This window comes from Williamsia sterculiae, from assembly GCF_900156495.1.
GTDB classification, from domain to species: Bacteria; Actinomycetota; Actinomycetes; order Mycobacteriales; family Mycobacteriaceae; genus Williamsia_B; species Williamsia_B sterculiae.
On sequence record NZ_FTNT01000001.1, the window covers coordinates 506,819 to 529,641 of the forward strand.

22 protein-coding genes are annotated in these 22,823 nt (G+C 66.5%); 14 read left to right on the forward strand and 8 right to left on the reverse strand.

What is annotated here, in order from left to right; genetic code table 11:
- Positions 1-83: 83 nt before the first annotated feature.
- The 5 genes from menE to BW971_RS02240 all read right to left on the reverse strand — a co-directional run bounded on the left by menE (position 84) and on the right by BW971_RS02240 (position 3,540).
- A complete protein-coding gene (menE, locus tag BW971_RS02220) occupies positions 84-1,274 on the reverse strand; it encodes an o-succinylbenzoate--CoA ligase (protein ID WP_076476394.1) in 1,191 nt (396 codons plus the stop codon).
- Complete coding sequence (locus BW971_RS02225; RefSeq protein ID WP_076476396.1) at positions 1,271-1,591, reverse strand: DUF3349 domain-containing protein; 321 nt, start codon at positions 1,589-1,591, stop codon at positions 1,271-1,273. The genes menE and BW971_RS02225 overlap by 4 nt, the downstream gene beginning before the upstream one ends.
- A 74-nt stretch (positions 1,592-1,665) precedes the next feature.
- The gene (locus BW971_RS02230) at positions 1,666-2,004 is read right to left on the reverse strand and encodes a DUF3349 domain-containing protein (RefSeq protein ID WP_076476054.1); all 339 of its coding nucleotides are present in this window, start codon (positions 2,002-2,004) and stop codon (positions 1,666-1,668) included.
- 6 nt (positions 2,005-2,010) lie between these two features.
- Positions 2,011-2,295, reverse strand: coding sequence for a hypothetical protein (locus BW971_RS02235; RefSeq protein WP_076476056.1), 285 nt, complete (start codon positions 2,293-2,295; stop codon positions 2,011-2,013).
- A 24-nt stretch (positions 2,296-2,319) separates the two neighbouring features.
- Positions 2,320-3,540, reverse strand: a complete 1,221-nt coding sequence (locus tag BW971_RS02240) for an inorganic phosphate transporter (protein WP_076476398.1) — start codon at positions 3,538-3,540, stop codon at positions 2,320-2,322.
- Between the two features lie 235 nt (positions 3,541-3,775).
- On the opposite strand from BW971_RS02240, the gene BW971_RS02245 reads away from it, so the two are divergent.
- Both BW971_RS02245 and BW971_RS02250 read left to right on the forward strand, forming a co-directional pair.
- The gene (locus BW971_RS02245; protein ID WP_076476058.1) at positions 3,776-4,828 is read left to right on the forward strand and encodes an LLM class F420-dependent oxidoreductase; all 1,053 of its coding nucleotides are present in this window, start codon (positions 3,776-3,778) and stop codon (positions 4,826-4,828) included.
- A gap of 237 nt (positions 4,829-5,065) precedes the next feature.
- Complete coding sequence (locus tag BW971_RS02250; RefSeq protein ID WP_143690162.1) at positions 5,066-5,422, forward strand: hypothetical protein; 357 nt, start codon at positions 5,066-5,068, stop codon at positions 5,420-5,422.
- Between the two features lie 9 nt (positions 5,423-5,431).
- Here BW971_RS02250 and BW971_RS02255 read toward each other — a convergent pair whose 3' ends face one another.
- Positions 5,432-6,382, reverse strand: a complete 951-nt coding sequence (locus tag BW971_RS02255) for a 1,4-dihydroxy-2-naphthoyl-CoA synthase (RefSeq protein WP_076476400.1) — start codon at positions 6,380-6,382, stop codon at positions 5,432-5,434.
- 114 nt (positions 6,383-6,496) lie between these two features.
- On the opposite strand from BW971_RS02255, the gene BW971_RS02260 reads away from it, so the two are divergent.
- From BW971_RS02260 to BW971_RS02295, 8 genes are all read left to right on the forward strand, one after another.
- A complete protein-coding gene (locus BW971_RS02260) occupies positions 6,497-7,051 on the forward strand; it encodes a YdcF family protein (protein WP_076476063.1) in 555 nt (184 codons plus the stop codon).
- Positions 7,052-7,522: 471 nt separating this feature from the next.
- Positions 7,523-8,728: a glycosyltransferase gene (locus BW971_RS02265; RefSeq protein WP_083709174.1), complete on the forward strand. Its 1,206-nt coding sequence runs from the start codon at positions 7,523-7,525 to the stop codon at positions 8,726-8,728.
- The gene (locus BW971_RS02270; protein ID WP_076476065.1) at positions 8,725-9,732 is read left to right on the forward strand and encodes a GDP-mannose 4,6-dehydratase; all 1,008 of its coding nucleotides are present in this window, start codon (positions 8,725-8,727) and stop codon (positions 9,730-9,732) included. The genes BW971_RS02265 and BW971_RS02270 overlap by 4 nt, the downstream gene beginning before the upstream one ends.
- Positions 9,729-10,739: a GDP-mannose 4,6-dehydratase gene (locus tag BW971_RS02275; protein ID WP_076476066.1), complete on the forward strand. Its 1,011-nt coding sequence runs from the start codon at positions 9,729-9,731 to the stop codon at positions 10,737-10,739. The genes BW971_RS02270 and BW971_RS02275 overlap by 4 nt, the downstream gene beginning before the upstream one ends.
- Complete coding sequence (locus tag BW971_RS02280; RefSeq protein ID WP_200799337.1) at positions 10,736-11,416, forward strand: acyltransferase; 681 nt, start codon at positions 10,736-10,738, stop codon at positions 11,414-11,416. The genes BW971_RS02275 and BW971_RS02280 overlap by 4 nt, the downstream gene beginning before the upstream one ends.
- 20 nt (positions 11,417-11,436) lie before the next feature.
- The gene (locus BW971_RS02285) at positions 11,437-12,549 is read left to right on the forward strand and encodes a glycosyltransferase (RefSeq protein ID WP_076476068.1); all 1,113 of its coding nucleotides are present in this window, start codon (positions 11,437-11,439) and stop codon (positions 12,547-12,549) included.
- Positions 12,546-13,751 (forward strand): lipopolysaccharide biosynthesis protein, encoded by a 1,206-nt coding sequence (locus BW971_RS02290; protein WP_076476070.1) that lies wholly within the window; start codon positions 12,546-12,548, stop codon positions 13,749-13,751. Before BW971_RS02285 ends, BW971_RS02290 begins: the two co-directional genes overlap by 4 nt.
- Complete coding sequence (locus BW971_RS02295; RefSeq protein ID WP_076476071.1) at positions 13,748-14,875, forward strand: glycosyltransferase; 1,128 nt, start codon at positions 13,748-13,750, stop codon at positions 14,873-14,875. Before BW971_RS02290 ends, BW971_RS02295 begins: the two co-directional genes overlap by 4 nt.
- Here the strand turns inward: BW971_RS02295 and BW971_RS02300 are convergent.
- Both BW971_RS02300 and BW971_RS02305 read right to left on the reverse strand, forming a co-directional pair.
- Complete coding sequence (locus BW971_RS02300) at positions 14,863-16,278, reverse strand: cellulase family glycosylhydrolase (protein WP_159441819.1); 1,416 nt, start codon at positions 16,276-16,278, stop codon at positions 14,863-14,865. The two genes, BW971_RS02295 and BW971_RS02300, sit on opposite strands and share 13 nt — an antisense overlap.
- A gap of 255 nt (positions 16,279-16,533) precedes the next feature.
- A complete protein-coding gene (locus tag BW971_RS02305) occupies positions 16,534-17,964 on the reverse strand; it encodes an O-antigen ligase family protein (RefSeq protein WP_143690163.1) in 1,431 nt (476 codons plus the stop codon).
- Positions 17,965-18,172: 208 nt separating this feature from the next.
- Between BW971_RS02305 and BW971_RS02310 the strand changes: the two genes are divergently transcribed.
- The 4 genes from BW971_RS02310 to BW971_RS02325 are packed head-to-tail and all read left to right on the forward strand — an operon-like array spanning position 18,173 to position 22,813.
- Positions 18,173-19,579, forward strand: coding sequence for a tyrosine-protein kinase domain-containing protein (locus BW971_RS02310; RefSeq protein WP_076476076.1), 1,407 nt, complete (start codon positions 18,173-18,175; stop codon positions 19,577-19,579).
- On the forward strand, positions 19,576-20,853 hold the full coding sequence (locus BW971_RS02315; protein ID WP_234974185.1) for a lipase family protein: 1,278 nt from the start codon (positions 19,576-19,578) through the stop codon (positions 20,851-20,853). The genes BW971_RS02310 and BW971_RS02315 overlap by 4 nt, the downstream gene beginning before the upstream one ends.
- Positions 20,850-21,575, forward strand: a complete 726-nt coding sequence (locus BW971_RS02320; protein ID WP_076476077.1) for a YveK family protein — start codon at positions 20,850-20,852, stop codon at positions 21,573-21,575. The genes BW971_RS02315 and BW971_RS02320 overlap by 4 nt, the downstream gene beginning before the upstream one ends.
- A complete protein-coding gene (locus tag BW971_RS02325) occupies positions 21,575-22,813 on the forward strand; it encodes an alpha/beta hydrolase (RefSeq protein WP_076476079.1) in 1,239 nt (412 codons plus the stop codon). The genes BW971_RS02320 and BW971_RS02325 overlap by 1 nt, the downstream gene beginning before the upstream one ends.
- The last annotated feature ends 10 nt before the right edge of the window (positions 22,814-22,823 follow it).

The following is a 22,823-nucleotide window of genomic DNA, read 5'->3' on the forward strand; positions in this document are numbered from 1 at the left end:
GCTGAGTGTTCCCTGATGAGAAGGGTGCCGGGGTCGGATCCGCACCAGTTCCAGCCATTCGCAGCCGCTACGGGCGGTGCGGATCAGCGAAACGGCTGCGAATAACCCGCCCACTGCGCCACCAGCGCCCGCCGATCCACTTTCCCGGGACCACGGCGCGGAAGCTCGGACACCACCAGGACTTCGCGCGGGGCGGCCAGGCCACCGAGTCGGTCGGTCACGGTGGCGCGGACCGATTCGGTCGACGGTTCACCGCCCGCGGCGGCGACCACCGCGGCCACCACCCGGGCACCCAACCGTGCGTCCGGCAGACCGACCACAGCACAGTCGGCGACCGCCGGATCGGAGAGGATCGCCGCCTCCACCACCTGCGGCACCACGGTCAATCCACCGGTGGAGATGGCCTCGTCGGCTCGCCCGACCACCGTGAGCACGCCGTCGTCCAGCCGGCCCAGGTCGTCGGTGCGGAACCGGCCGGGGTCGGCGAAGGCGGCGTGATCGGGCAGGTTGCGGTACCCCGATGCGACCACCGCACCGCCAAGCGACACCCGGCCCACCCCGTCGGCGTCCGGGGACAGGATCGTCACGTCCACCCCGTCGAGGGGGATGCCGTCGTACACCGACCCACCGCAGGTCTCGCTCATGCCGTAGGTCCGCACGATGGGGATACCGGTGGCGATCGCCCGCTCCCGCAGCGCGACCGGGGTGGCGGCCCCGCCGACCAACACGCCGTCGGTCTCGGCCAGTGCGGCGGTCGCTCGCGGATGGTCCAACACCTTGATCAGTTGGGTGGGCACCAATGAGGTGTACCGCCGTGGTGCACCCATCCGTTCCAGCCCGGTGACCAGATCGTCGGGATCGAAGCCGACCGACACATCGATGACCACCGGCTCGTACCCGGAGGCGATACTGCGCAACAGCACCTGTAGTCCGGCGATGTGATGCCCGGGGAGCGCGAGCAGCCAACCACCCGGACCGCCCAGGTGACGGTGGGTGGCGGTCGCCGATGCGCGCAGCGCCGTCGAGGTCAGCTGTGCCCCCTTCGGGGTCCCGGTGGTGCCCGACGTGGACACCACCATCGCGATGTCCGGGTCGATGTCGGTGTCCACGGCCATTGCGTCGGCCAGCCGTCGAGTCTCACCGGCGTCGTCGGCAGGTACCGGCAGGTGTGCGTCGCTGCCGTCGGCCACTCCGACCACGGCCTCGGCGAGGAAGTCGAGCGCGTCGAGCACCCGCTCACCGGGACCCAGGGGCAGCAGACGCAGGGTGCTCAGTGGGGATCCTCGTCGTCGGGGCCGATCGCGAAGGTGCCGAGATGTGCCCGGACCCGAGCGATGTCCGATTCCGACGGCAGGTCGTCGGTGATCTCGGTGATCAGCACCCCGGCGTCGACCCGGGAGACGTCCTGGGGGTGGGTCAGATCCACGGCGCCGGAGGTGACGAGCCGTTTGCTCACCGCGGCGACCTCGTCGTCGGTCAGCTGTCTGCGGAGCAACGCGACCAACGGGACATAGTCGCCACGGGGGATACCGTCCGGGTAACCGGCCCGGAGCCACTCCACCACACGCTGCAGAAACTGCGGTCTGTCCACGCCGCCCCCTCTCACCACGTCGATGCTAGACCGTGGTGGGAGAGGACGTGCTGTACGTCGAGGTGTGCAGCCTCTCAGGGGGTTTCCACCGCGAGCGGCCATCCGACGGCCGCGAGTCGCGCGGCCACCTGGTTGATGTCGGACTGCTCGGGTTCGTCCTCGATGACCTCGCTGATGGCCTTGCGGATCTGCTCTGCGGTGACCGGCTGGTCGGTGCCGTTGGCCATGAACAGGTTGAGGATGACGTCGGTGATCTGGTCCGGCGACAGCGACCGCTTCAGCAGAGCCAGCAGGGGGAAGTAGTCCTTGGGCGGGACGCCGTCGGGATAACCGGCCCGCAGCCAGTTCAGGATCGCCTCGAACTTGTTGGTGCCGTTGCCGTTGCCGGCGGCAGGGACGTTGTGGTCAGCCATGGTTGCTCACTTCTTCGGGGCGAACGGGAAAAGGTTGACGTCGAAGTAGTGGTCGATGGTGTTCCGTGAGATCCACAGGATCGCCAGGACGATCACCGCCGCGATGAGGACGAACAGGGTCAGACCCGCGTACCGCACGACCGGGTTGCCCGCGTGGGTGGTGCCGTCGGCGTCGGCGTCACCGCCGCCTTCGGTGAAGAGCCGCAGACCCACCGCGAACAGCGCGGGCAGCCCGGCGCCGAGCACCAACCCGACGATCAGCACGCGGACGATTGCCTCGAATTCGTTCATGTCAGATTCAGTCCTTGTCTCGGATCAGACCGACGCGGTGGGCGTGGTTTCGACGGCGTCCTCGGTCGGAACCACGCTGTTGGAGTTCTCGTCCCACTCGGCGTTGACGTTGTTGGAGTCCACCTTCTGCTGCTGTGCCTTCCAGAACATGGCTCCGGCCAGCACCAGCAGGATCGCGAAGATGGCGATCGCGCCACCCGCACCACCGATGAGGTGCGCGATGTAGTAGGTGATCGCACCGACCACGCCGGCGGCCGGCAGGGTGATCACCCAGGCGACGACCATCCGGCCGGCGACGGCCCAACGCACCTTGGCACCCGGCTTGCCGACGCCCGAGCCGAGGATCGAGCCGGTGGCGACGTGGGTGGTCGAGAGAGCCATACCCGACGCGCTGGAGGTCAGGATGATCGCGGCGGAGGACGCCTCGGCGGCCAGACCCTGCGGCGACTCGATCTCCACCAGACCCTTGCCCAGGGTGCGGATGACCCGCCAGCCGCCGATGTAGGTGCCGAGCGCAATGGCGCCTGCGCAGCTGAAGACCACCCAGAACGGCAGACCGTCCTTGACCGATTTCACACTGAGGTGACCGGTGGTGATGAGCGCGAGCGCGATGACACCCATGGTCTTCTGCGCGTCACCGGTACCGTGCGACAGTGCGACCAGCGAGGCGGTGGCGATCTGGCCCCAGCGGAAGCCCTGCTCCTTACGGGCGCCGGTGACGCGCTTGGTGATCGCGTACACCAGCCAGGTGCCCGCGGCCGCGACGACGCCCGCGATGACCGGTGCCAGCACGGCCGGGACGAGGACCTTGTCCACGATGCCGTCCCAGTTCACGCCCGAGGTGCCGATCGCCGCGAGACCCGCGCCGATCAGGCCGCCGAACAGGGCGTGGGACGAGCTGGACGGCAGACCGAACAGCCAGGTGAGCAGGTTCCAGAGGATGCCCCCGATCAGGCCGGAGAAGATGATGATCATCCCCTCGGTGGCCGTGATGCCGGGGATCAGCGCACCGGACGAGCCCTGGATCTTCAGGACGTCCTTGGTGATGGTGGCGGCGACCTCGACCGAGAGGAACGCGCCGACGAGGTTCAGGATGCCGGCCAGTGCGACGGCGACCTTGGGCTTGAGGGCCCCTGTGGCGATGGACGTGGCCATCGCGTTTCCGGTGTCGTGGAATCCGTTGGTGAAGTCGAAACCGAGTGCTGTGATGACCAGCAACACGAGGATCAACATTTCTGCGCTCATGAGCACACATTCTGGGGTGCAGATACGCAAAAGTGGAAACCGTTGATCCGGACAAATCGGCCTGTGACCAGCGTGTTCGCGTCGAGTTCGGGGTTGTTCACCCAATGTTCATCTACCATCCTCGCGGCGTTGGCCGTACCCGCCCGAATCGCGACGACGGGAGGCCCGGAACAGGTGTGGCAGACTCCGGAATCGGAGTTGGCAGGACGATGGCGTCGGCGAGAGGAATGTGGTCATGAAGGTCGGGATACCCATCAATTACGCGGGCGATTTCCGGGAGACGATCGACAATCTGATCGACTACGAGGCCGCCGGGGTGGACCGGGTGGTCGTTCCCGAGGCGTACAGCTTCGACGCCGTCTCGCAACTGGGATACATCGCCGCGCGCACCAAGACCATGGAGTTGGCCAGCGGCATCCTGCCGATGTTCTCGCGGACCCCCACCAACATCGCGATGACCGCGGCGGGTCTGGACTACGTCAGCGGCGGTCGGATGGTGCTCGGCATCGGCGCCTCCGGGCCGCAGGTGATCGAGGGCTTCCACGGCGTCAAGTACGACGCCCCGCTGGGTCGTGCCCGCGAGTACGCCGACATCTGCCGGTTGATCTGGCGCCGGGAGCGCAGTGACTACCAGGGCAAGTACTACAAGCTGCCGCTCACCGAAGAAGACGGCGGCACCGGCCTCGGCAAGCCGCTGAAGATCATCAACCACCCCGTTCGTGACCGGATCCCGATGATGTTGGCCGCCATCGGGCCGAAGAACATCGAGCTGGCTGCCGAGAAGTTCGAGGAGTGGCAGCCGTTCCTGTTCCACCCCGACCACGTGGATGCTGCGTTCGGTGAGGCACTGGCCAAGGGTCGCGCCAAGCGCGACCCGGAGCTCGGCGAACTGGGGATAGTCGCCCAGACGGCGTTGCTGATCACCGAGGATCCGCAGGAGCAGGAAAACGCGAAGAACGGGGTACGTGCGCACCTCGCCCTGTACATCGGCGGTATGGGCGCGCGGGGCAAGAACTTCTACAACTCGCTGGTCACCCGGTACGGCTACGTCGAGGAAGCCAAGACCATCCAGGACCTGTACCTCGACGGCAAGAAGGCGGAGGCGGCCGCCGCCGTTCCCGCAGATCTCGTCGACGCGTTGTCGCTGATCGGGCCGGAAGCGGTGGTCACCGAGCGCGCTGCCGCCTTCCGCGACTCCGGCATCACCGTGCTGCTGCTCGGCGCGGTCGCCGCGACCCACGAGCAGCGGCTGGCCGACGTGGCCCGCGTCAAAGAGCTCACCGCCTGACGACGGCCCACTCGACGCAATCGAGGGCCCACTCGACGGGTTGAACCCGTCGAGTGGGCCTTTATCGGCGTCGAGTGGGCCGTTGTCTCGCAGCGTCGGTGACGTCGTTACCGACCTGTTGTCGGGAAGGTGCTAACACCGACGAACGGCTGCACAGATGTACCGGGTATGACTGCTAGCGCATGCACAGGTACCGCAGAGCGTCGGTCACCCATCAGGTGGGTGGTGGGCGCGGCCATGATCGCTGTGATCGCCCTTCCCGTGACGGCGTGCTCCGACGACAGCACCACCGCTCCGTCGAGCTCCGTCTCCGCCTCCTCGGTGAGGAGTTCGCCGACTCCAACGGCCACGTCCACCGTCGTCGACACCACCGCACGCGAACAGGCTGCCGACCCGGGACAGTCTGCCGGGGCCGGCCAGACCGGCGACGCGAACGTCCAGGGTCCCGGAGGCGCCGGGCAACCCGCCGGTGTCCGGGGCGACGGTGCGCAGAGGTGCACCGACCTGATCAACTACGCAGGCGACTCGCGATCCAATGCCGAGATCAACTCGATCGGTGAGAGCACCGGTACCTGCCCGGACCCGATCAAGTAGCGACGGGCCTCAGTAGTAGAACGGGTACTCGTCCCACTGGGGCGGTCGCTTCTCCAGGAACGCGTCCCGACCTTCGACCGCCTCGTCGGTCATGTACGCCAGTCGAGTCGCCTCACCGGCGAACACCTGCTGCCCCATCAGACCGTCGTCGGTGAGGTTGAACGCGAACTTCAGCATGCGTTGCGCCGTCGGCGACTTGCGGTTGATTGCCCGCCCCCACTCCACGGCCGACGTCTCGAGCTCGCCGTGTGGGAACACCCGATTGACCGCGCCCATCCGGAACATGTCGTCGGCGGTGTACGACTCGCCGAGGAAGAAGATCTCGCGCGCGAACTTCTGGCCCACCTGCTTGGCCAGGTACGCGCTGCCGTACCCGGCGTCGAACGAGCCCACGTCGGCGTCGGTCTGCTTGAACCGCGCGTGTTCGGACGAGGCGACGGTCAGGTCGCAGACCACGTGCAGCGAGTGGCCGCCACCGGCCGCCCATCCGTTGACCACCGCGATCACCACCTTGGGCATGGTGCGGATCAAACGCTGCACCTCGAGAATGTGCAGTCGGCCGCCCTCGACCCGCACCCGGGCGGTGTCCACGGTCTCGGCGACGTCACCATCGGCGTACTGGTACCCCGACCGCCCGCGGATGCGTTGGTCGCCACCGCTGCAGAACGCCCATCCGCCGTCCTTGACGCTGGGGCCGTTCCCGGTCAGCAACACCACCCCGACGTCGGGGGTGCGACGAGCGTGATCGAGGGTGCGGAACAGCTCGTCGACCGTGTGCGGACGGAACGCGTTACGCACCTCCGGCCGGTCGAAGGCGATCCGCACGATCCCGTTCTCGCGACCGGGGCCCACGTGCCGGTGGTAGGTGATGTCGGTCAGGTCGTCGAAACCGTCGACCGGGGCCCACTGGTCGGGACGGAACGGGTTGTCCCGAGTTGTGTTGTCACCGCTGGTCGCCATGGTGGTCACCTTAGAAGGCGCGTGCACCCGGCCCCGGTCGGGCCCGAGGTTCCGAAGTGTGACGCACATTGCTGCATCCGCTGTCGAGCCGTTGTCATCGCTATCGTCGGCTGCGTGTCCCGCATCCGGAAGCTGATGATCACCGTGGTGGTGGTGATCGTCGCGTTCCCGGTGATCTTGGGGATCAGCGGGTATTTCCTGTTCACCCGGGCCGACATGGACCCGCTGACCAAGGCCGACGCGATCATCGTGCTCGGCGGTGAACACGATGGCCGTGAGGATTACGGACTCGACCTGGCCCGGCAGGGGTACGCGCCGGTGGTCGCGATGTCTGATCCCTATCCCGCCTGGGACCCGGTGATGGCCACCCGATGCAACGCCCAGATACCCGGGGTACTGGTGATGTGCTTGCCCCCGGATCCGGCCACCACGCAGGGCGAGGCCAAGTTCACCCAACAACTGGCGAAGAGTTTCGGATGGAAGAAGGTCATCGTCATCACCTGGCGTTATCACCTCCCGCGCTCGCGCTACATCTTTCATCAATGTTTTGACGGCCAAGTGGTGATGCGTGGGGTCCCCCGCCGATACGACATGGGGGTACTCGGTTGGGAGGCGCAGTATCTGTATCAGACCGGCGCCTTCGTCAAGGCGGCAATTCTCGGATGCTGAGCACAGAACTCGCTCGTCGAATGTCGTGCACGTGGAAGTGGCTATTCCGGTCAATTATCACCCGGTGATCTTCGCCACATCTGCATGCCGGCGTATCGGGCGAGGTGGGCGATGGAATGACACGAGCTGCGGTGAAACGGCAGGTTGAGCGGGTTGTCGTCGCGCGATCGGCGGACAGCGCCCACCGATGCGGCGGGCGTCACGTTTCGGTACTCGGCGGATATCCGGGTCACCCGTTATTGTTGGCGCAGCGAAATGTCGATACACGAGAGTGAATTTTCGGTGGGGTCGAGCGTCACGTCAGAGGACCGTGACCAACGCGTTTCTTGTGTCATCGCGGGAAAGCCCGCAGCTCTGCGGTGAGGTCGAATTTAGTGCTCTTCACGATTTGTCGGTGGTAATTCTTTGTCGGCAGGAGGTCCGGATGAGTGACTGTGCACCTGGTGTACCGCGGCCACGTGGTCAGCGGTCATGACCGGGTCCGATCCCGTCGTGCGTGGGGATTTCGACGCCGCAACCCGATTCGATGTCGCAGCTCCCGCGCATCCACGCATCGCCATCGCCCACGACTACCTCACGCAGCGCGGCGGGGCCGAGAAGGTCGTGCTGGCGATGGCGCGGGTCTTTCCGGACGCGCCGATCTACACGACACTCTACGAGCCCGACGGCACCTACCCGGAATTCGCCCATCTGAACGTCATCCCCTCAGCGCTGAATCGCGTCGGGCCGCTCCGCGGTAACCACCGTGCGGCGCTGCCGCTGCTGCCGTTCGCCGCCCGCTCGATCCACATCGATGCGGATGTCGTGCTCACCAGCACCAGCGGTTGGGCGCACGGATTCACCACCACCGGCAAGAAGCTGGCCTACTGCTATTCGCCCGCGCGCTGGCTGTACCAGTCCGAGGCCTACCTCGGTTCGGACGCGAGCCGCGCCAAGAAGCTGATGCTCGGGGTCATGTCCGGATACCTGAAGCGCTGGGATCGACGCTCGGCAATCTCGTGTGACGCCTACCTGGCCATCTCCAGTGTCGTGCAGACGCGGATCCACGACACCTATGGCATCGACGCGAACGTCCTGTTCGCCCCGCACACACCGAACGACGCGACGCCGGAACCGATCCCCGAGGTCGAGGCCCTGGCCGGTGACCTCGGCTTCCACCTGTGTGTCTCGCGGTTGCTGCCCTACAAGAACGTGGACAAGGTGATCGACGCCTTCCGTGACAGTCACCGCCGCCTGGTGGTCGTCGGCCGCGGACCCGAGGCCGCCCGGTTACGGCGGACGTCGCCGTCGAATGTGCTGATGCTGCAGGATCTCAGCGACGGGCAGATGCGCTGGCTCTACCAGCGCTGCCGAGCCGTGGTGGCCGCGAGCTACGAGGACTACGGCCTCACTCCGCTCGAGGCGGGTGTACACGGCAAACCGTCCGCGGTGTTGCGGTGGGGGGGATTCCTCGACACGGTGCTCGAGGGGACCACCGGTGTCTACTTCGATCGACCGGATCCCCGCGACATCGTCTCCGCCCTCGATGAACTCGACGACACCGAATGGAACGAGCACAAGATCGCGCTGCATGTCGCCCAGTTCTCTGAGGCGTCCTTCAGCCGTGGCCTGCACAACGCCGTCGACGACCTACTCGACGAGCACCGCCTCTCCACGTCCAGGAAAGGGCAGTCATGACCGCCAAACGTGCACTCGTCACCGGGATCACCGGCCAGGACGGCTTGTACCTCGCCGAGCTGCTGCTCGCGAAGGGGTACGAGGTGTTCGGCCTGGTGCGCGGACAGAACAACCCCAAACGTGAGTTGCTGGAGAGTCTCCTCCCGCAGGTGCAGGTGCTCACCGGCGACCTGTTGGACCTGTCGTCGCTGATGCGGGCGTTCGCGGTCGCACGTCCCGACGAGGTCTACAACCTCGGTGCGGTGTCGTTCGTCGCCTACTCCTGGGAGAACGCACGACTGACCACCGACGTCACCGGTGGTGGGGTACTGAACATGCTCGAGTCCACCCGACTCAGTCAGGACCTGCAGGGCAAGGAGATCCGCTTCTATCAGGCGTCGAGCTCGGAGATGTTCGGCAAGGTGCAGGAGGTGCCGCAGCGCGAGAGCACCCTGCTGTGGCCCCGGTCGCCGTACGGTGTGGCCAAGGTCTACGGCCATTACATGACCATCAACTATCGCGAGTCCTACAGCATGCACGCCAGTTCGGGCATCCTGTTCAATCACGAGTCACCCCGAAGAGGGCCGGAGTTCGTGACCCGCAAGGTCTCCCAGGCGGTAGCCCGCATCCATTACGGGCTGCAGGACTCGCTTGCCCTGGGCAATCTCGACGCTCGCAGGGACTGGGGATTCGCCGGTGACTACGTCGACGCCATGTATCGCATGCTGCAGCAGGACACCGCGGACGACTATGTCATCGCCACCGGCGAGACCCATTCCATCCGTGAACTGCTCGACGTCGCGTTCGACGAGATCGGAGTCACCGACTGGGAGCGTTACGTGGGAGTCGACCCGAGGTTCATGCGGCCCGCCGAGGTCGATCTGCTCATCGGGGATGCCACCAAAGCCCGTGACGACCTCGGGTGGCGTCCCACCGTCGACTTCGATCAGCTGATCCGCATGATGGTCCGCAACGATCTGGAACGTCAGGCCCCGGTGGCGGCACGGTTGAAGGACGCCGGATGACCGTGAGTGATGACGGGCGCACTGCCGCCCTCATCACCGGCGTCGGCGGTCAGGACGGCGGATACCTCGCCGAGTTGTTGGCCGCCGACGGCTGGATGACCCACGGGGTCGTGCGCCCTGGCCGTCCGGACGGCGCGGCTCACGCCGTGCGTGCCGGCGCGGTGGTGCATGAGGTGGACATCACCGACGCGCGGGCCATGACCGACCTCATCGAGGTGATCCGGCCCGCGATGGTGTTCCATCTCGCCGCGAACTCCTCGGTCGCCTCTTCCTGGGAAGACACCTACGAGTCGGTGAACGTCAACGGGGTGTCCATCGCTCCGATCCTCGACGCCTGCCTGAACCTGCAGTCTCGCACCGGACATCGGGTCTCGGTGGTCAACGCCTCGAGTGCGGAGATCTTCGCCGGCTCCGGCGTGCACCGTCAGGACGAGGGCACCCCGATCGTCCCGACCTCACCGTACGGCGCGGCCAAGGCGTTCGGTCATCACCTGGTGCAGATCTACCGGTCACGTGGGTTGGTCGGGTCGAACGCGATCCTGTTCAATCACGAGTCACCGCGCCGCCCGGACCGATTCGTCACTCGCAAGATCACCCGCGGTGTCGCCGAGATTGCGAGCGGGGTCCGGGATACCTTGGCGCTGGGCAACACCGACGTCCGCCGCGACTGGGGATGGGCCCCCGACTACGCCCGGGCCATGTTCGAGATCGGTCGGCGCGGTGTCGCCGACGACTTCGTGCTCGCCACCGGCGAGGCGCATTCGGTGTCCGACTTGGTGGCCGCAGCGTTCGCGGCCGCCGGGATCACCGACTGGCAGCCGTATGTGATGGTCGACCCAGATCTCTTCCGTCCGGCCGATGCAGAGGTGATGATCGGTGACGCCACCAAGGCACGCGGCGTACTCGACTGGTCACCCACCCACACCTTCGGTGAACTGGTGGCCGACATGGTCGACGCCGACCTCGCCGAACTACGCCAGTCCCGAATCGAGGAGTCCGCACGATGAGTGAACCTCTCTTGAACGCGAACGTCGATCTGACCGGCGGCGTACCCGGCGTCGACGGTGCACTCGATCCCGGCCCCCAGGCCCCCAAGCATCACCTGACCCGCGACAAGCACGGGAACCTGCGGATGCAGGACATCAGCCTGGCGCGCAAGATCCGCAATCGCATCGGAATCCTGTTGTTCAACAACCTGATCACCTTCGTGCCGTCACATTCGGTGCGCCAGAACTTCCTGCGTCTGTTCGGTGCGACCATCGGCGAGGACACCTCCATCCTGCGAGGCACCACCATCCTCGACATCGAGGGTCTGACCATCGGTAACTGTTGCTCGATCGGGTTCCGGTGCATGTTCGACGCCCGTGGTGGAATCACCATCGGCGACAACGTGGTGATCGCCAGCGACACCCACTTCATCGGTGGTTTCCACGACCACAACGACCCGGAGTTCCCACCGATCCTGCAACCCACCGTGGTCGACGACTACGTGTGGATCGCCAGCCGCGCCACCATCATGAGCGGGTTGCACATCGGACGAGGTGCCGTGGTAGCCGGTTGTTCGATGGTCCGGAAGGACGTGGGCGCGCTCGACGTCGTCGGCGGGGTGCCCGCCAAGAAGCTCAGCACCCGCGATCCGAACGCGTTGCAGTACAAGCCCAAATACCGTCCGCTGTTCTACTGAGACGCAGTCGGGCGTTCCTCATGGGTGATCTCAGCGACCATCGGTTGATCTACCTGGCCCCGCGGTCGGGTATCGGTGGTATCGGCGACTACGCCGACGACTTCCTCGCCGCCGTGTCCCCGTATTTCGGTGACGTGGTGGTGCATCGACACGCCGGACCCGGCGCCGACACCACACGGCAGATCGCCGCGCAGGCCCGCAGGGTGCAGTCCCAGGTGGACACCTCACCGTGGCCGACCATCGTGCACTGCGAAGTGGGTGGCGGTGCGGTGCTGCCCTTCTGGGCAACGTCGGGGGTGCGGGACGCCCCGGTCTCCTACACCGTGCACGATCCACCGGGGATGGTCTGGTGGCCGGCGCGCACGCGGTTCCTGGCCCAGAACCGGCTGCTGAATCACGGATTGCACTATCCGTTGCGCCCGGTCGCGCAGGCCGTGGAACGCAAGGTGGTAGCCGACCGCACCCTGTTCACCCTCAGTCGGATCGGGGCCCGCGCACTGCAGCAACGCTATCCGCGTGCCGCGGTGCATGCCGAGTGGTTGCTGATCCCCGATCGGCCGCCGATCACCCCGGCCTGGCAGCGCCCGCGCGCGATCGGCTTCTTCGGCCTGGTGTACCGCGGGAAGGGTTTCGAACTGATCGAGCAGATCCGCGCCGCGTTGCCCGATGACATCACCATCCGTATCGCGGGTCGCGGCACCGAGAAGCTCCCCGGTGGACCGGGTATCGAGATTCTGGGCGAGGTCAACGGGGACGCCGAGGACGCGTTCTTCGCCTCCATCCGCGCCCTGGTGGTGCCCTACGGTCAGCGCTCCATCTACGGTGACGCCTTCCCCGCGTCGGCCACCGTCACCCGCGCGTACGCTTACCGCACCCCGGTGGTCGCCCGCCGTTTCGGCGCCTTGGCCGAACTCGACGACGACGGTGGAGCGGTGGTCGTGGACGGCGGTCCTGCCGAGATCGCGGGCGCCGCGGCCGGTCTGCTCGACGACGCGTCACGACTGGCCGACCTCGCGGTCGAGGCCGACCGACTGGCCGGGCGCCGCAACCCGGAACAACTCGGACGGCGGTTCGCGCAGGTGTGGTCCGAGTCGGCGCGAGCGGGTGACACCGCTGCGGCCGGTGAACGATGACCGGCGTGGCCGGGTTGCGTGACCGGGTCAGCGGCAACCTCGTCAAGGCGGGTGTCGCCGCGGTGTGGATGTACGGCGGCCGCGGGATCGGGATGCTGTGGACCATCGCGCTGATCGCCAGACTGGGCATCGGCGACTACGGACTGTACGCGATGGGTTTCGCGCTCGGCGCCATCGTCGCTGCTCCGCTCGACCACCCGTTCACCGTCCGGTCGATCCGCGAGAGCGAAGACCGGTTCCTGCGTGAACGTACCTGCCGGGCGCTGCTCGGCATCACCCTGCTGATCGCCGCGGCCGCCACCATGTCGGTCGACTACATTCTGTGGTTCGCGTTGGCTTACGGCGGCGGTGAGATCGTGTTCAACGCGTACAAGAGCAGATCGTTGCGAGTGGGGGATCCACATGTCGTGCAACGACTGGACACCCTGCGGCAGACCGTCAGCATCGTCGGTGCGTCGGCGTATCTGCTGCTGGCGTCCGACCCCACCCTCACCATCGCATCCACCATCTATGTGATCCCCTACCTCGTCATCGCGGTCGCGACCCTGCTCCGCTGTCGCGCATCGGTTCCCGCGTTGCCCGGTGGGCCGCGCGAGATCGCGATGCTGTTCACCGAGAACCTCGCCAACGCGGTCTACGTGCAAGGCGACGTGCTGTTGATCGGCGCCCTCACCGACACCCGCATCGCCGGCTATTACTCGGTGGCATCGGTGCTGGCCTGGGCGGTCGCGTCCATCGGCCTGTCCTTCGGCTCCACCTATCACGAGAAGCTGCGCGCGGAGGGCGGCGCGGTGACCGCCGGGCCGTCGCTGCGCCAGACCTATGCAGTGGGTGTGGTTGCCGGAGTTCTGATGCTGGGCACCGGCGTGGTCATGCTGTTCACGCCTGTGTCCTATCAGCTGTCGGTGTCGGTGGTCATCATGTCGCTGTTCGTGGTGCAGCGATCGGCCAACTACGTCTTCACCACCATCTTGTATCTCCAGGGCCGAGACCGGATCCGGGTGACCGCGGCGCTGGTGTTGGCGATGGCGAAACTCGCCCTGGTGGCCGCATTGTTCGCCAGCGGGGCCATCGGGGCGGCGGTGGCGTCCGTGGTCGCCGACACCCTGCTCACCGTGATCTACCTGCGTGCGCTGTACGGTCGGCGCGCGTCCGCACCGGCACCGGTGCCCGATGTGACGAGAAGCGAGGCGGCGCGATGACCCGGGTGACCTATCTGTTGTCCAAGGACCCCACCCTCGACCATGGTGGCGACATCGCGCTGTCGCGCCTGATGATGGACATCACCAGGGACTTCGCCGATGTCCGCACGATCTGCTTGTCCACCGAACCCGATCGCGCTCCGGTTCCGGGGGTGACGCGGGTGGCCAAACCCAAGGTGTCTCCGTCGCTGCTCGTGGGCAGCGCACGCACACGACGCAGCATCTGCCACCAGCGTTACGACATAGACACTCTCGGCGCGGCCATCGAGTCCGCCGCTCACGCCGATGACGCACCGGACATCTGGGTCGCCGAGCACAGCTACATGGCGGAGAGCTTCCTCCGTGCCCGTGTTCCGGATCGCCGCTTCGTCATCAACACCGTCAACACCGAGTCGCAGGTGTGGAAGGTCACCCGCGGGATACTCGGTCGGGTGGAGGCGCCGCGCATCCTCGCCGACGAGGTGCGAGTGGCAAAGTCCGCAGATGCCGTGGGTACCTACGACGCCGAGGAAGCCGAGTTCTACCGGTCAGAAGGCGTTTTCGGCGCCCGTTGGATCGACCTCACGTTGCCCCCGGAGAAGAAGCTCGACCTCGCCGAGACGCCGCAACGGTTGGTGTTCATGGGGACGCGGGACTGGCCACCGAATCAGGAGGCATTCGAGATCGCCCTGCGCCTGTGGCCGCGTATCAGTGCGGGGATTCCCGACGCCGAACTGTGCATCATCGGTGCGAAGGCCAAGGGACACAAGGACCCGGTCTACCCGCCGGGCGTCCGCGATCTGGGCTTCGTCGACGACCTCCACGAGTTCCTCTCCACCTGTCGGGCGTTGATGGCCCCGATCGAGACCGGTGGCGGGGTGCGGGTCAAGATCCTCGACGCGGCGAGCCGCGGGCTGCCGGTGATCGGGACCTCGGCGGCCATCGGGTCGTTGGGACCGGTGTTCGGTCTCGAACCCCTCGATGACGAATGGACCTTCGTCAAGGAGTGTCGACGCTACCTACTCGATCGCGAACACGCTCGGACACAAGGTGACCTGCTCTACGAGCGCAATGCCCAGCGTTGGAACGACGGACTCCCGCAGCGTTCGGTGGAGGAACTCATCAGTCCCGGTCAGTTGGGATAGGCCTTGGCACCCGCCGTCGGTGTCCAGGTGATGTAGCCGTTCTGGAAGGTCACCTTGACCCCGCCCCCGGTCAGTGCGGTCTCGTCACTGGTGGCCAGCCCCATCGAACTGGTCCACACGGACACGATGCCACCCCCGGCGATGTGGGCGCCGGTGGCCGCCGAGTACCAGCACCGCAGTCCGTACGGGCTGTTGAAATCCTGGTAGCCGTTGGCGAAGGCGGTGGTCGGGATCAGACCACTGGTCAGCATTTTGGTGCCGACCGCGGTCGGGGAGGTCAGGAAGCTTCCCGACGACACCTCCCACAACCAGCCCCCGGTGAACTGTTGAGCCCAGATACCCGACACCGGGAAGACCGGGGACAGTACGGTTCCCAACCCGGTGGTGGACGCCTTGGCGAAGCGGTTCGCTTCGTCGGTGAGCGGTATACCGTGCTGTTGGACCCAGCTGTATCCGATGTACGACGCCTTGGCGGTGCCGTCGCTGTTCATGAGCCCGAAGGTGTTCTCCGCGTCGGACGATCCGGTGCTCTTGTCGCGGAGCTCGAAGATGTAGATGGGGCCCGCATACGGGACCTCCTGCCACTTGACCATCAGATTGGTGATCATCTCGTTCTGCCGCGCGTCGTCCACCGCCGTACTGGGAACCCCGTATTCGGTGAGCCAGATCTTCTTTGCGCCATCACCCTTGGCCGACATCGTGGTGTAGAGGTCCCGGGCCTGCTGCACGGGCGAATCGGCAACCGTCATACCGGCGGCGAACAGGAAATCGTACTGGTAGGGGTGAAACGAGATGGCGTCGAAGTAGTTGGCCGCCCCCGCGGTGTACATCCCGGAGAGGAACTCGACGGGGTTCATGGTGGTGTTGCGGGTCACCGCCGAGCCCAGCGCACCGGCGATGACCGTGGCCGACGAATCGGCCGATTTGATCTGCGTATACGCCGCTTTCACCAATGCGGTGTATCCCGCCGGATCCGGGGCGGGGGAGTAGAACATGGCACCGTTGGGTTCGTTCCAGATCTCGTAGGCACTGATCTTTCCCTTGTAGCGGGCGGCCACAGCGTTGGCGAACGTCCCGAAGAGCGCGGGCTTGGGTGGTGAGGTGACGTTGGTGTAGGTACCCGCCGCGGCCCAGCTGGGCGTGTACCCGATGATGCCGAGTACGGACAGACTCCGGCTCCTGGCCGCGGTCACGATGTTGTCCAGCGGCGTCCAGTTGAACGTCGCCTGTGTGGGTTGCAGAACGTTCCACGCGACCGACACCCGTACGCGTTTGGCTCCGGCGTTCTTCATCGCGTCGAGTTGGGCGGCGATGCCGCTGCTGGAGGCGCTCAGCAACCCCGCGTCATCGGAGAACCCGATGGACTGGGGGGTATCGGTGGCGGCGGTCGGCGTGATGTGCACGGGGCCGGGAATTCGAGCGTCGGACCCCGGATGTGCCGACCGCGTGATTCCGAGCACGAGAAGCAGCGCGACCACGGCTGCGAGGACGACGACACCGACAAGAATGCGGACAGGATGGAATAGCGTGGACCGGCGCATCTTTCTGCCTTTCGCAGCAACGGTCCCCCCGATGGCACAAGTAAAGCACAGGTCTGCCGAATCCGGCAGTCATCGAATTTGTACCCGAGTAACCGAATGTGTCCGGTTCTGGCGTGGTCAATTCAATGGTGCGCGCGCACTGCGCACCGTCGTGGTGGTCGCCGCGACCGGTAGCGTCTCGCTGCGCGACCCGCGGGCGGCCGTGGTCCGTCCGGTGGCGAGTTCCCAGGTGACTACCAGGAAGACCAGCAGGACCGAGAATGCCGTGGTGACCGACGGGATGGTCACCACGGGAAAATCCAGTTGCAAGGCGATGAGGCAGAAAGCAATGAAGCCGCCGCCGAACAATCCGTATTCCCAGCGCCGGGATCGCACACACTGGTAACTCATGACGATGCCCACGATCATCACGGCGAGAAACGCCAGACCCGCGATGAATCCTCCTCGATAGATCGTGAGGAGTGGCGCATTTGCCACGTAATTGACTTGGAATGCGGCGGCCTCGTCGACGAACTCCTTACGACCCCAGCCGAGACCGAACGGCCAATGCCCGGCCATGAGTCCGGGGAAGTCGCGCAGCGCGTCACCGCGCGCCGACGACCCGGCATCGTTGCCGCTGAAGGACGAGAACACCCGGTTGCGCACCGAGGGCACCGCGAATGCGGCCAACGCGGCCGCCATGAACGCCCCGACGATCGCCAGGCGCTGGCTCTTGCGCAGCTGGTGGAACGCCAGGACCAGCACCACCCCGCCGATGAACGAGAACAGCGCGGCGCGGCTGAGGGTCAGCACGATCGCGACGAACAGCACCCCGGCCATGACCCACCGGATGCGGTGACCGATCACCACGAAACACACCAGCAGGGCCACGAACAGGATGATCCCCGCGGCGTTCGGGTCGACAAAGGTACCGGCCAACCGGACCGTCTCGGTACCGCCCGGTGTGTAGACGAATCGCGAACCCTCCGCGGCCTTTCCGTACCCGATCGGTGCGAGCACGGTGATCATCCGTCCGGTGGGATCGGCCGCTCGGATCACCACCGCGAACATCGCCGCCAGGGTGGTCCCGACCACGAAGATCTGCCCGAAGCGGCGCAGCTGGTGTCGCGGCAGTCGCAGCAGCGCGAAGACCACGAGGGTGGCCACCGACCACTTCATGTACTCCATGAGATCCGTCGTGGTCGACCCCGTCGCCACCAGTGAGAGCGTCGAGGTGAGGAACAGCAGTACCACGGTCAGTTCGAGTGCTGTGACCTTTCCCACTGCCGTCGGATGGAGGAGGGCCGCGAAAATGACGGCCACGGAGAACGTGAAGACCAGCGGCAGATGGACTCCGGGTAGAGACCCGAATGGCACGGCACCGAGTGAGAATGCGAGCGCCCAATAGAACACCAAGGGGTGGCGCAGCCCGATCCAGGCCCCCACCAGCAGCAAAGCCAGTGCTGGGAGGGCAAACCGAGCAATTCCCTCGGTCGCGAAGAATCCCAGCGTCACCAGGCTGGGAAACAGAACGACGAGCGCAATGTGCGTCGCGCGACGTACGGGCATGAACGGAATGGTCACACATACTTCGCCGCGGCACTATTCAATGTGATCTACGCAGGCAGTCGATTGTCGGGAGTTCGAAACTTCCGAGGAGCCGAAATTCGCCGCACCCTTTATGGTCGTCGTGTAACGACGGCGACCGGTCGCCCGGGACACTTCCGACGCGTCGCGACGACGTGTCGATGATGGGTAGAGCAGGGGGACGAGCTCGGTGGAGATCCGTGAGTACCTCGCGATATTTCGCGCGAAGTGGTGGGTCGTGGTGGCGGCGCTGGTGGTGGGCCTCGTCGCCGGTTACCTGTATGCGCTGTTCGCCGACACCAGCTACAAGTCGTGCTCCCAGGTGTTCGTCACCACCGACGGCGGCTCGTCGGTCGGTGAGGCGTATCAGAACAATCTCTTCTCACAGGAGCGGGTGAACTCCTACGCCCGGGTCGCCACCAGTGAGCAGGTGTCCCAGCGGGTTGTCGACCAATTGCACCTGCAGGTGTCCCCGTCCACCGTGCAGGGTCGGATCACCGCGACACCGGTGGAGAAGACCGTCTTGCTCGACATCTGCACCTCCGACAGCAGTGCCGCCAGCGCGCAGGCGCTGACAGGTGCGGTCACCGCGCAGACCGTGCAGGTGGTCCGCGAGCTGGAGACCCCGAGCCGCGGTGGCAACCCGGCCGCGGGCGCGACCGTCGTCGACGACGCGTCGGGGGGTGTGGAGTCGGGGGCGAGCGCGCTGAAGTTCGGCCTGCTCGGTGCCGTCGCCGGACTGTTGATCGGGATCGCGCTGGCCCTGGCGCTGGGGCTGCTGAACCGGCGGATCGGCGATCGCGCCAAGGTCGATGAGATCACCCGCGGTGGTGTGATCGCCTCCGTGCCAGCCGATCCGCAGCGACCCGAGACCAGGGTCACCGACCTCGGTTCGGGTGCTCCGATAGCCGAATCGGTACGTACGCTGCGCAACAACCTGCACTTCCTGGGTAAGGACACCGAGCCTCGGGTCATCGTGGTCACCTCGCCCGACGCCGACACGGGCCGCAGCACACTCGCCATCGACCTCGCCGCGGTCATCGCCGAATCGGGTGCATCGGTCGCGCTGGTAGACGGAGACCTGCGCGGCGGATCGTTGTCACGCACGCTGCAGGTCGGTGAACGCCGGGGACTCAGCGACGTGCTGGCCGGCAACAGCACGGTACCCACGGTGGTGCAGAACGGGACCGTCGACGGTGTCGCCGTGGTCGTGTCGGGCAAACTCCCGCCGAATCCGGGTGAACTCCTGGCCTTCACGCGGGCCCAGGCCGTCATCGACGATCTCCGCGGTCGATTCGACTACGTCGTCGTCGACACCCCGCCGGTGTTGTCCTACGGGGACGCGGCGGTGCTGGCGGCCCTCGGTGACGGTGCCCTGGTGCTCACCCGCATCGGACGCACCAGTCGGGATGCGTTGCGCCGCACGATCCGCAGTCTCGAACAGGTGGGGGCGACCATTCTCGGGAACGTCACGGTATTCGACGGCAAGGCTACGGTGCGCCCATCGCGGCCCACCGCGGAGAATGCCGTCGCCGACCGACCGGTCGAGGCGGCGACCGACGAGGCACACACTGAGCCCGCCGGTTCTCCTCCGTGATCGACGTGTCCCGAGCATGGCGTTCGGGCCGACATCTGGTGTGTGTGGCGATCTGCGCCGCGCTCGTGTCTCTCGCCTCCGGCTGCGCCGACGACGCACCGTTGGTCGGGGAGAGCTCCGTCCCGCCGGTGACGCCCGGCGCCGCCGCGGACGCCCCGTCCTCCGTACCGGCCAGGTCTCCTGTCCTCGGTGGCGCGCAGGCGGGATCGCTGAAGAGCGTCGAACCGCTGCCCGACATCTCGCCGGACATCAGCGAACTCGGCGCCAGCGCCACCCGGATCATCTACCAGTCCACCGGGACATCGGGTGAACCGACCACGGTGTCCGGTGTGGTGGTCGTGCCGTCCGGTGTCCCGCCGAAGGGGGGCTGGCCGCTGATCTCCTTCGGTCACGGCACCACGGGGGTGGAGAACAACTGCGGCCCGTCGCGGTACAGCAACCTGCTCGGCAGTGACAAACTCCTCGCCGCCTTCGTCCTCGAGGGTTTCGCCGTCACCATGTCCGACTACCAGGGCCTCGGGGTGCCCGGTTTCGTACACCCCTACCTGGATTCGAAGGTGCTCGGATACAACATCATCGACGCGGTCAAGGCCGCCCGGCACTTCTCGTCGGCCATCGGCCCACGATGGTCGTCCTATGGGGTGTCACTCGGTGGGATGGCCGCGTGGGCGGCCGCGGACCAGCTCGGCGGCGGCTACCCCGCCGGTGACACACAGTTGGTCGGAACGGCGTCGCTGGTCCCGGTGTCGGACATGCGTGGTCTCGCCGACGAGGCGTGGGCCGGAACTCTCACCCGCGCGCAGTATCCGCTGCTGATCTACACCCTGGACAGCCTCGCGAAACTCCACCCGGACATGCAGCTCGACGACTATCGCTCCGGGGTCGCACGCACCAAGTGGTCGCAGTATCTGGAGTGTTTCGGCCCGGACACCGCGAAGTTGCCCGAGCTGCTCGCACAACTGAAGCCGGCCGACCTGAAGCCGGCCGGCGTCGATGCCCGCGACCGGCTCCGGGAGTACCTCGCCGATTACGCGCTGCCCCAGCACAAGGCCAGCGGGCCGTTGCTGGTGCTGTACGGCACCACCGACGATTTGATCAACGCCGACTGGACCAAGCAGTCGCTGACGCGAGCCTGCGATCTGGGCAGCGTGGTGCAGTACCAGCGCCGTGAGGGCGAGGGACACGCCGACCTGGACAGCAGCGCGTCGGTGAGCTGGGTCAAGTCCAGATTCCTGGATGTGGCACCGATCAACACCTGCGGGTCCGAACGATGAGAGCGCCCACGGGTGTTTTGCATCCAACCGACTACTGGGCACGCATCGTCGGCGGGCGATGGTTGATCCTGGCCGCGGCCATCCTGGCCGGGGTGGTCGGCGCCCTCGCGACCTTGTTCGTCGTCCCGACCCACTACAGCGCGACCAGCACGGTGTTCATCGAGATCCCGGGCCCTGTATCCACCAACGCGGCGCTCAACGGCAACCGTGGCGCACTGGTCCGTGTCGACAGCTATGCGCAGATGGCGGTCGGGCCGGACAACCTGGCTCGTGCCGCGGAGAGGATCGGGATGGGATCGCCCACCGCATTGCAGGGGCATGTGGTGGCCATCGTCAGCCCGGGAGCCGCGGTGCTCGACATCACCGCCACCGCGGACGATCCGCGAACCGCGCCTCGCATGGCCGATGCCGTCGCCGACAGCCTCGCCGATCTCGTCGCCACTGTGGAGACCGACGGAGCGGGCGGGGCGCACGCACAGATCCGTGGCCTCGACCCGGCGACCGGCGCGACCGGCGCGGCTCCGAGTGTCACCACGGGTGTCGTCGCCGGAGTGATGGTCGGTGCGTTGTGGTCGGTGGTGCTGTTGTTGATGTTCGATGTCGGTGGCGGCCGGATACGTTCCCGCGGTGAGGTGGCCAGGATCGTCGGCGAAAGCGTGATCGAGGACACGGTGATCGACGACGAAGAGCGACACCACGACGTCGAAGCACTGGTGCGGTGATGATCGAATGCCGGGCCCTGTCGTGGTGGCGAGCGGCGCTCGTCGCGCTGGCGTGTGTGGTGCTGGTGTCGGCGTGCGGGTCGGAACCCGGCATCCAGATCCCCAGTTCCGGCAGCGACCTACCGTCGGACACCGGGCAACCGTTGGCCGCCGATACGAGTGATTCCGGGCCGGGCAGTCTGGTCGGCGCCACCACCCTTTCCACTGTCGACCGTCGGTTGGCCGCGGTGAGCTCCACCGCGGCCCGTATCCGGTACCGGTCGACCTCCGGGGTCGACGCGTCGTCGACGACGGTGTCCGGCACGGTCTTCGCGCCGCAGGGCCGACCCCCGCAGGGAGGTTGGCCGGTCATCGCCTTCGCGCACGGGAGCACCGGGGTGCAGCCCGAATGCGGTCCGTCGTTGAGCCCCAGCCTGGTCAACGCCGCACCGGTGGTTGCCGCACTGGTGACCAAGGGGTACGCCGTGGTGGTGTCGGACTATCAGGGTCTCGGCATCACCACCACCTATCACCCCTACCTCGATGCCACCACGGTGGGTTACAACCTGATCGACGCAGTTCGTGCGACGCGGAAACTGCTACCGGACAGCTCCACTCGCTGGATTGCCTACGGTGGATCACAGGGTGGTCAGGCGGCCTGGGCCGCCAACGAGCTCGCCGGCGAGTACGGGCAGGGTCTGCAACTGGTGGGCTCGGTCAGTCTGTCACCGGCCACCGCCATCGGTGGCCTGGCGGACAAGGCCGCCGCCGGCACATTGACCTTCGATCAGCGGGGGTTGTACCCGTGGGTCCTCTACGGGTTGCAGCGTTCACAGCGTGGCTTCGACCTCGACACCTACCGACACGGGAGCGCGACGGCGCAGTGGGATGTTCTGTCGTCGTGTGATTTCACGCAGGCCACCAAGCGGACCGCGGCCATCACCGCGCTCACCGCAGCGGACCTGCGACCGACCACCCCGTCGGCCACCGCGGCCCTGCGCGATGATCTCGACCGGATGAGCCTGCCGCAACGCAAGGCGACGGCACCGATGTTGGTGATGTACGGCGGCAAAGACACCCTCCTCGACCCCGAATGGACCACCGATGCCATCGGGCGTGCCTGCGATCGGGGTGACGTCATCCAATACGCACTTCAACCCGACGCCGATCACGGCAGCGTCGACGGCACCGCCGTCGTCCCCTTCATCAGAGCTCGGTTCGCCGATGAGCCGGCCGCCAACCAGTGTCTCCGGCGATGAGACCGGCCAG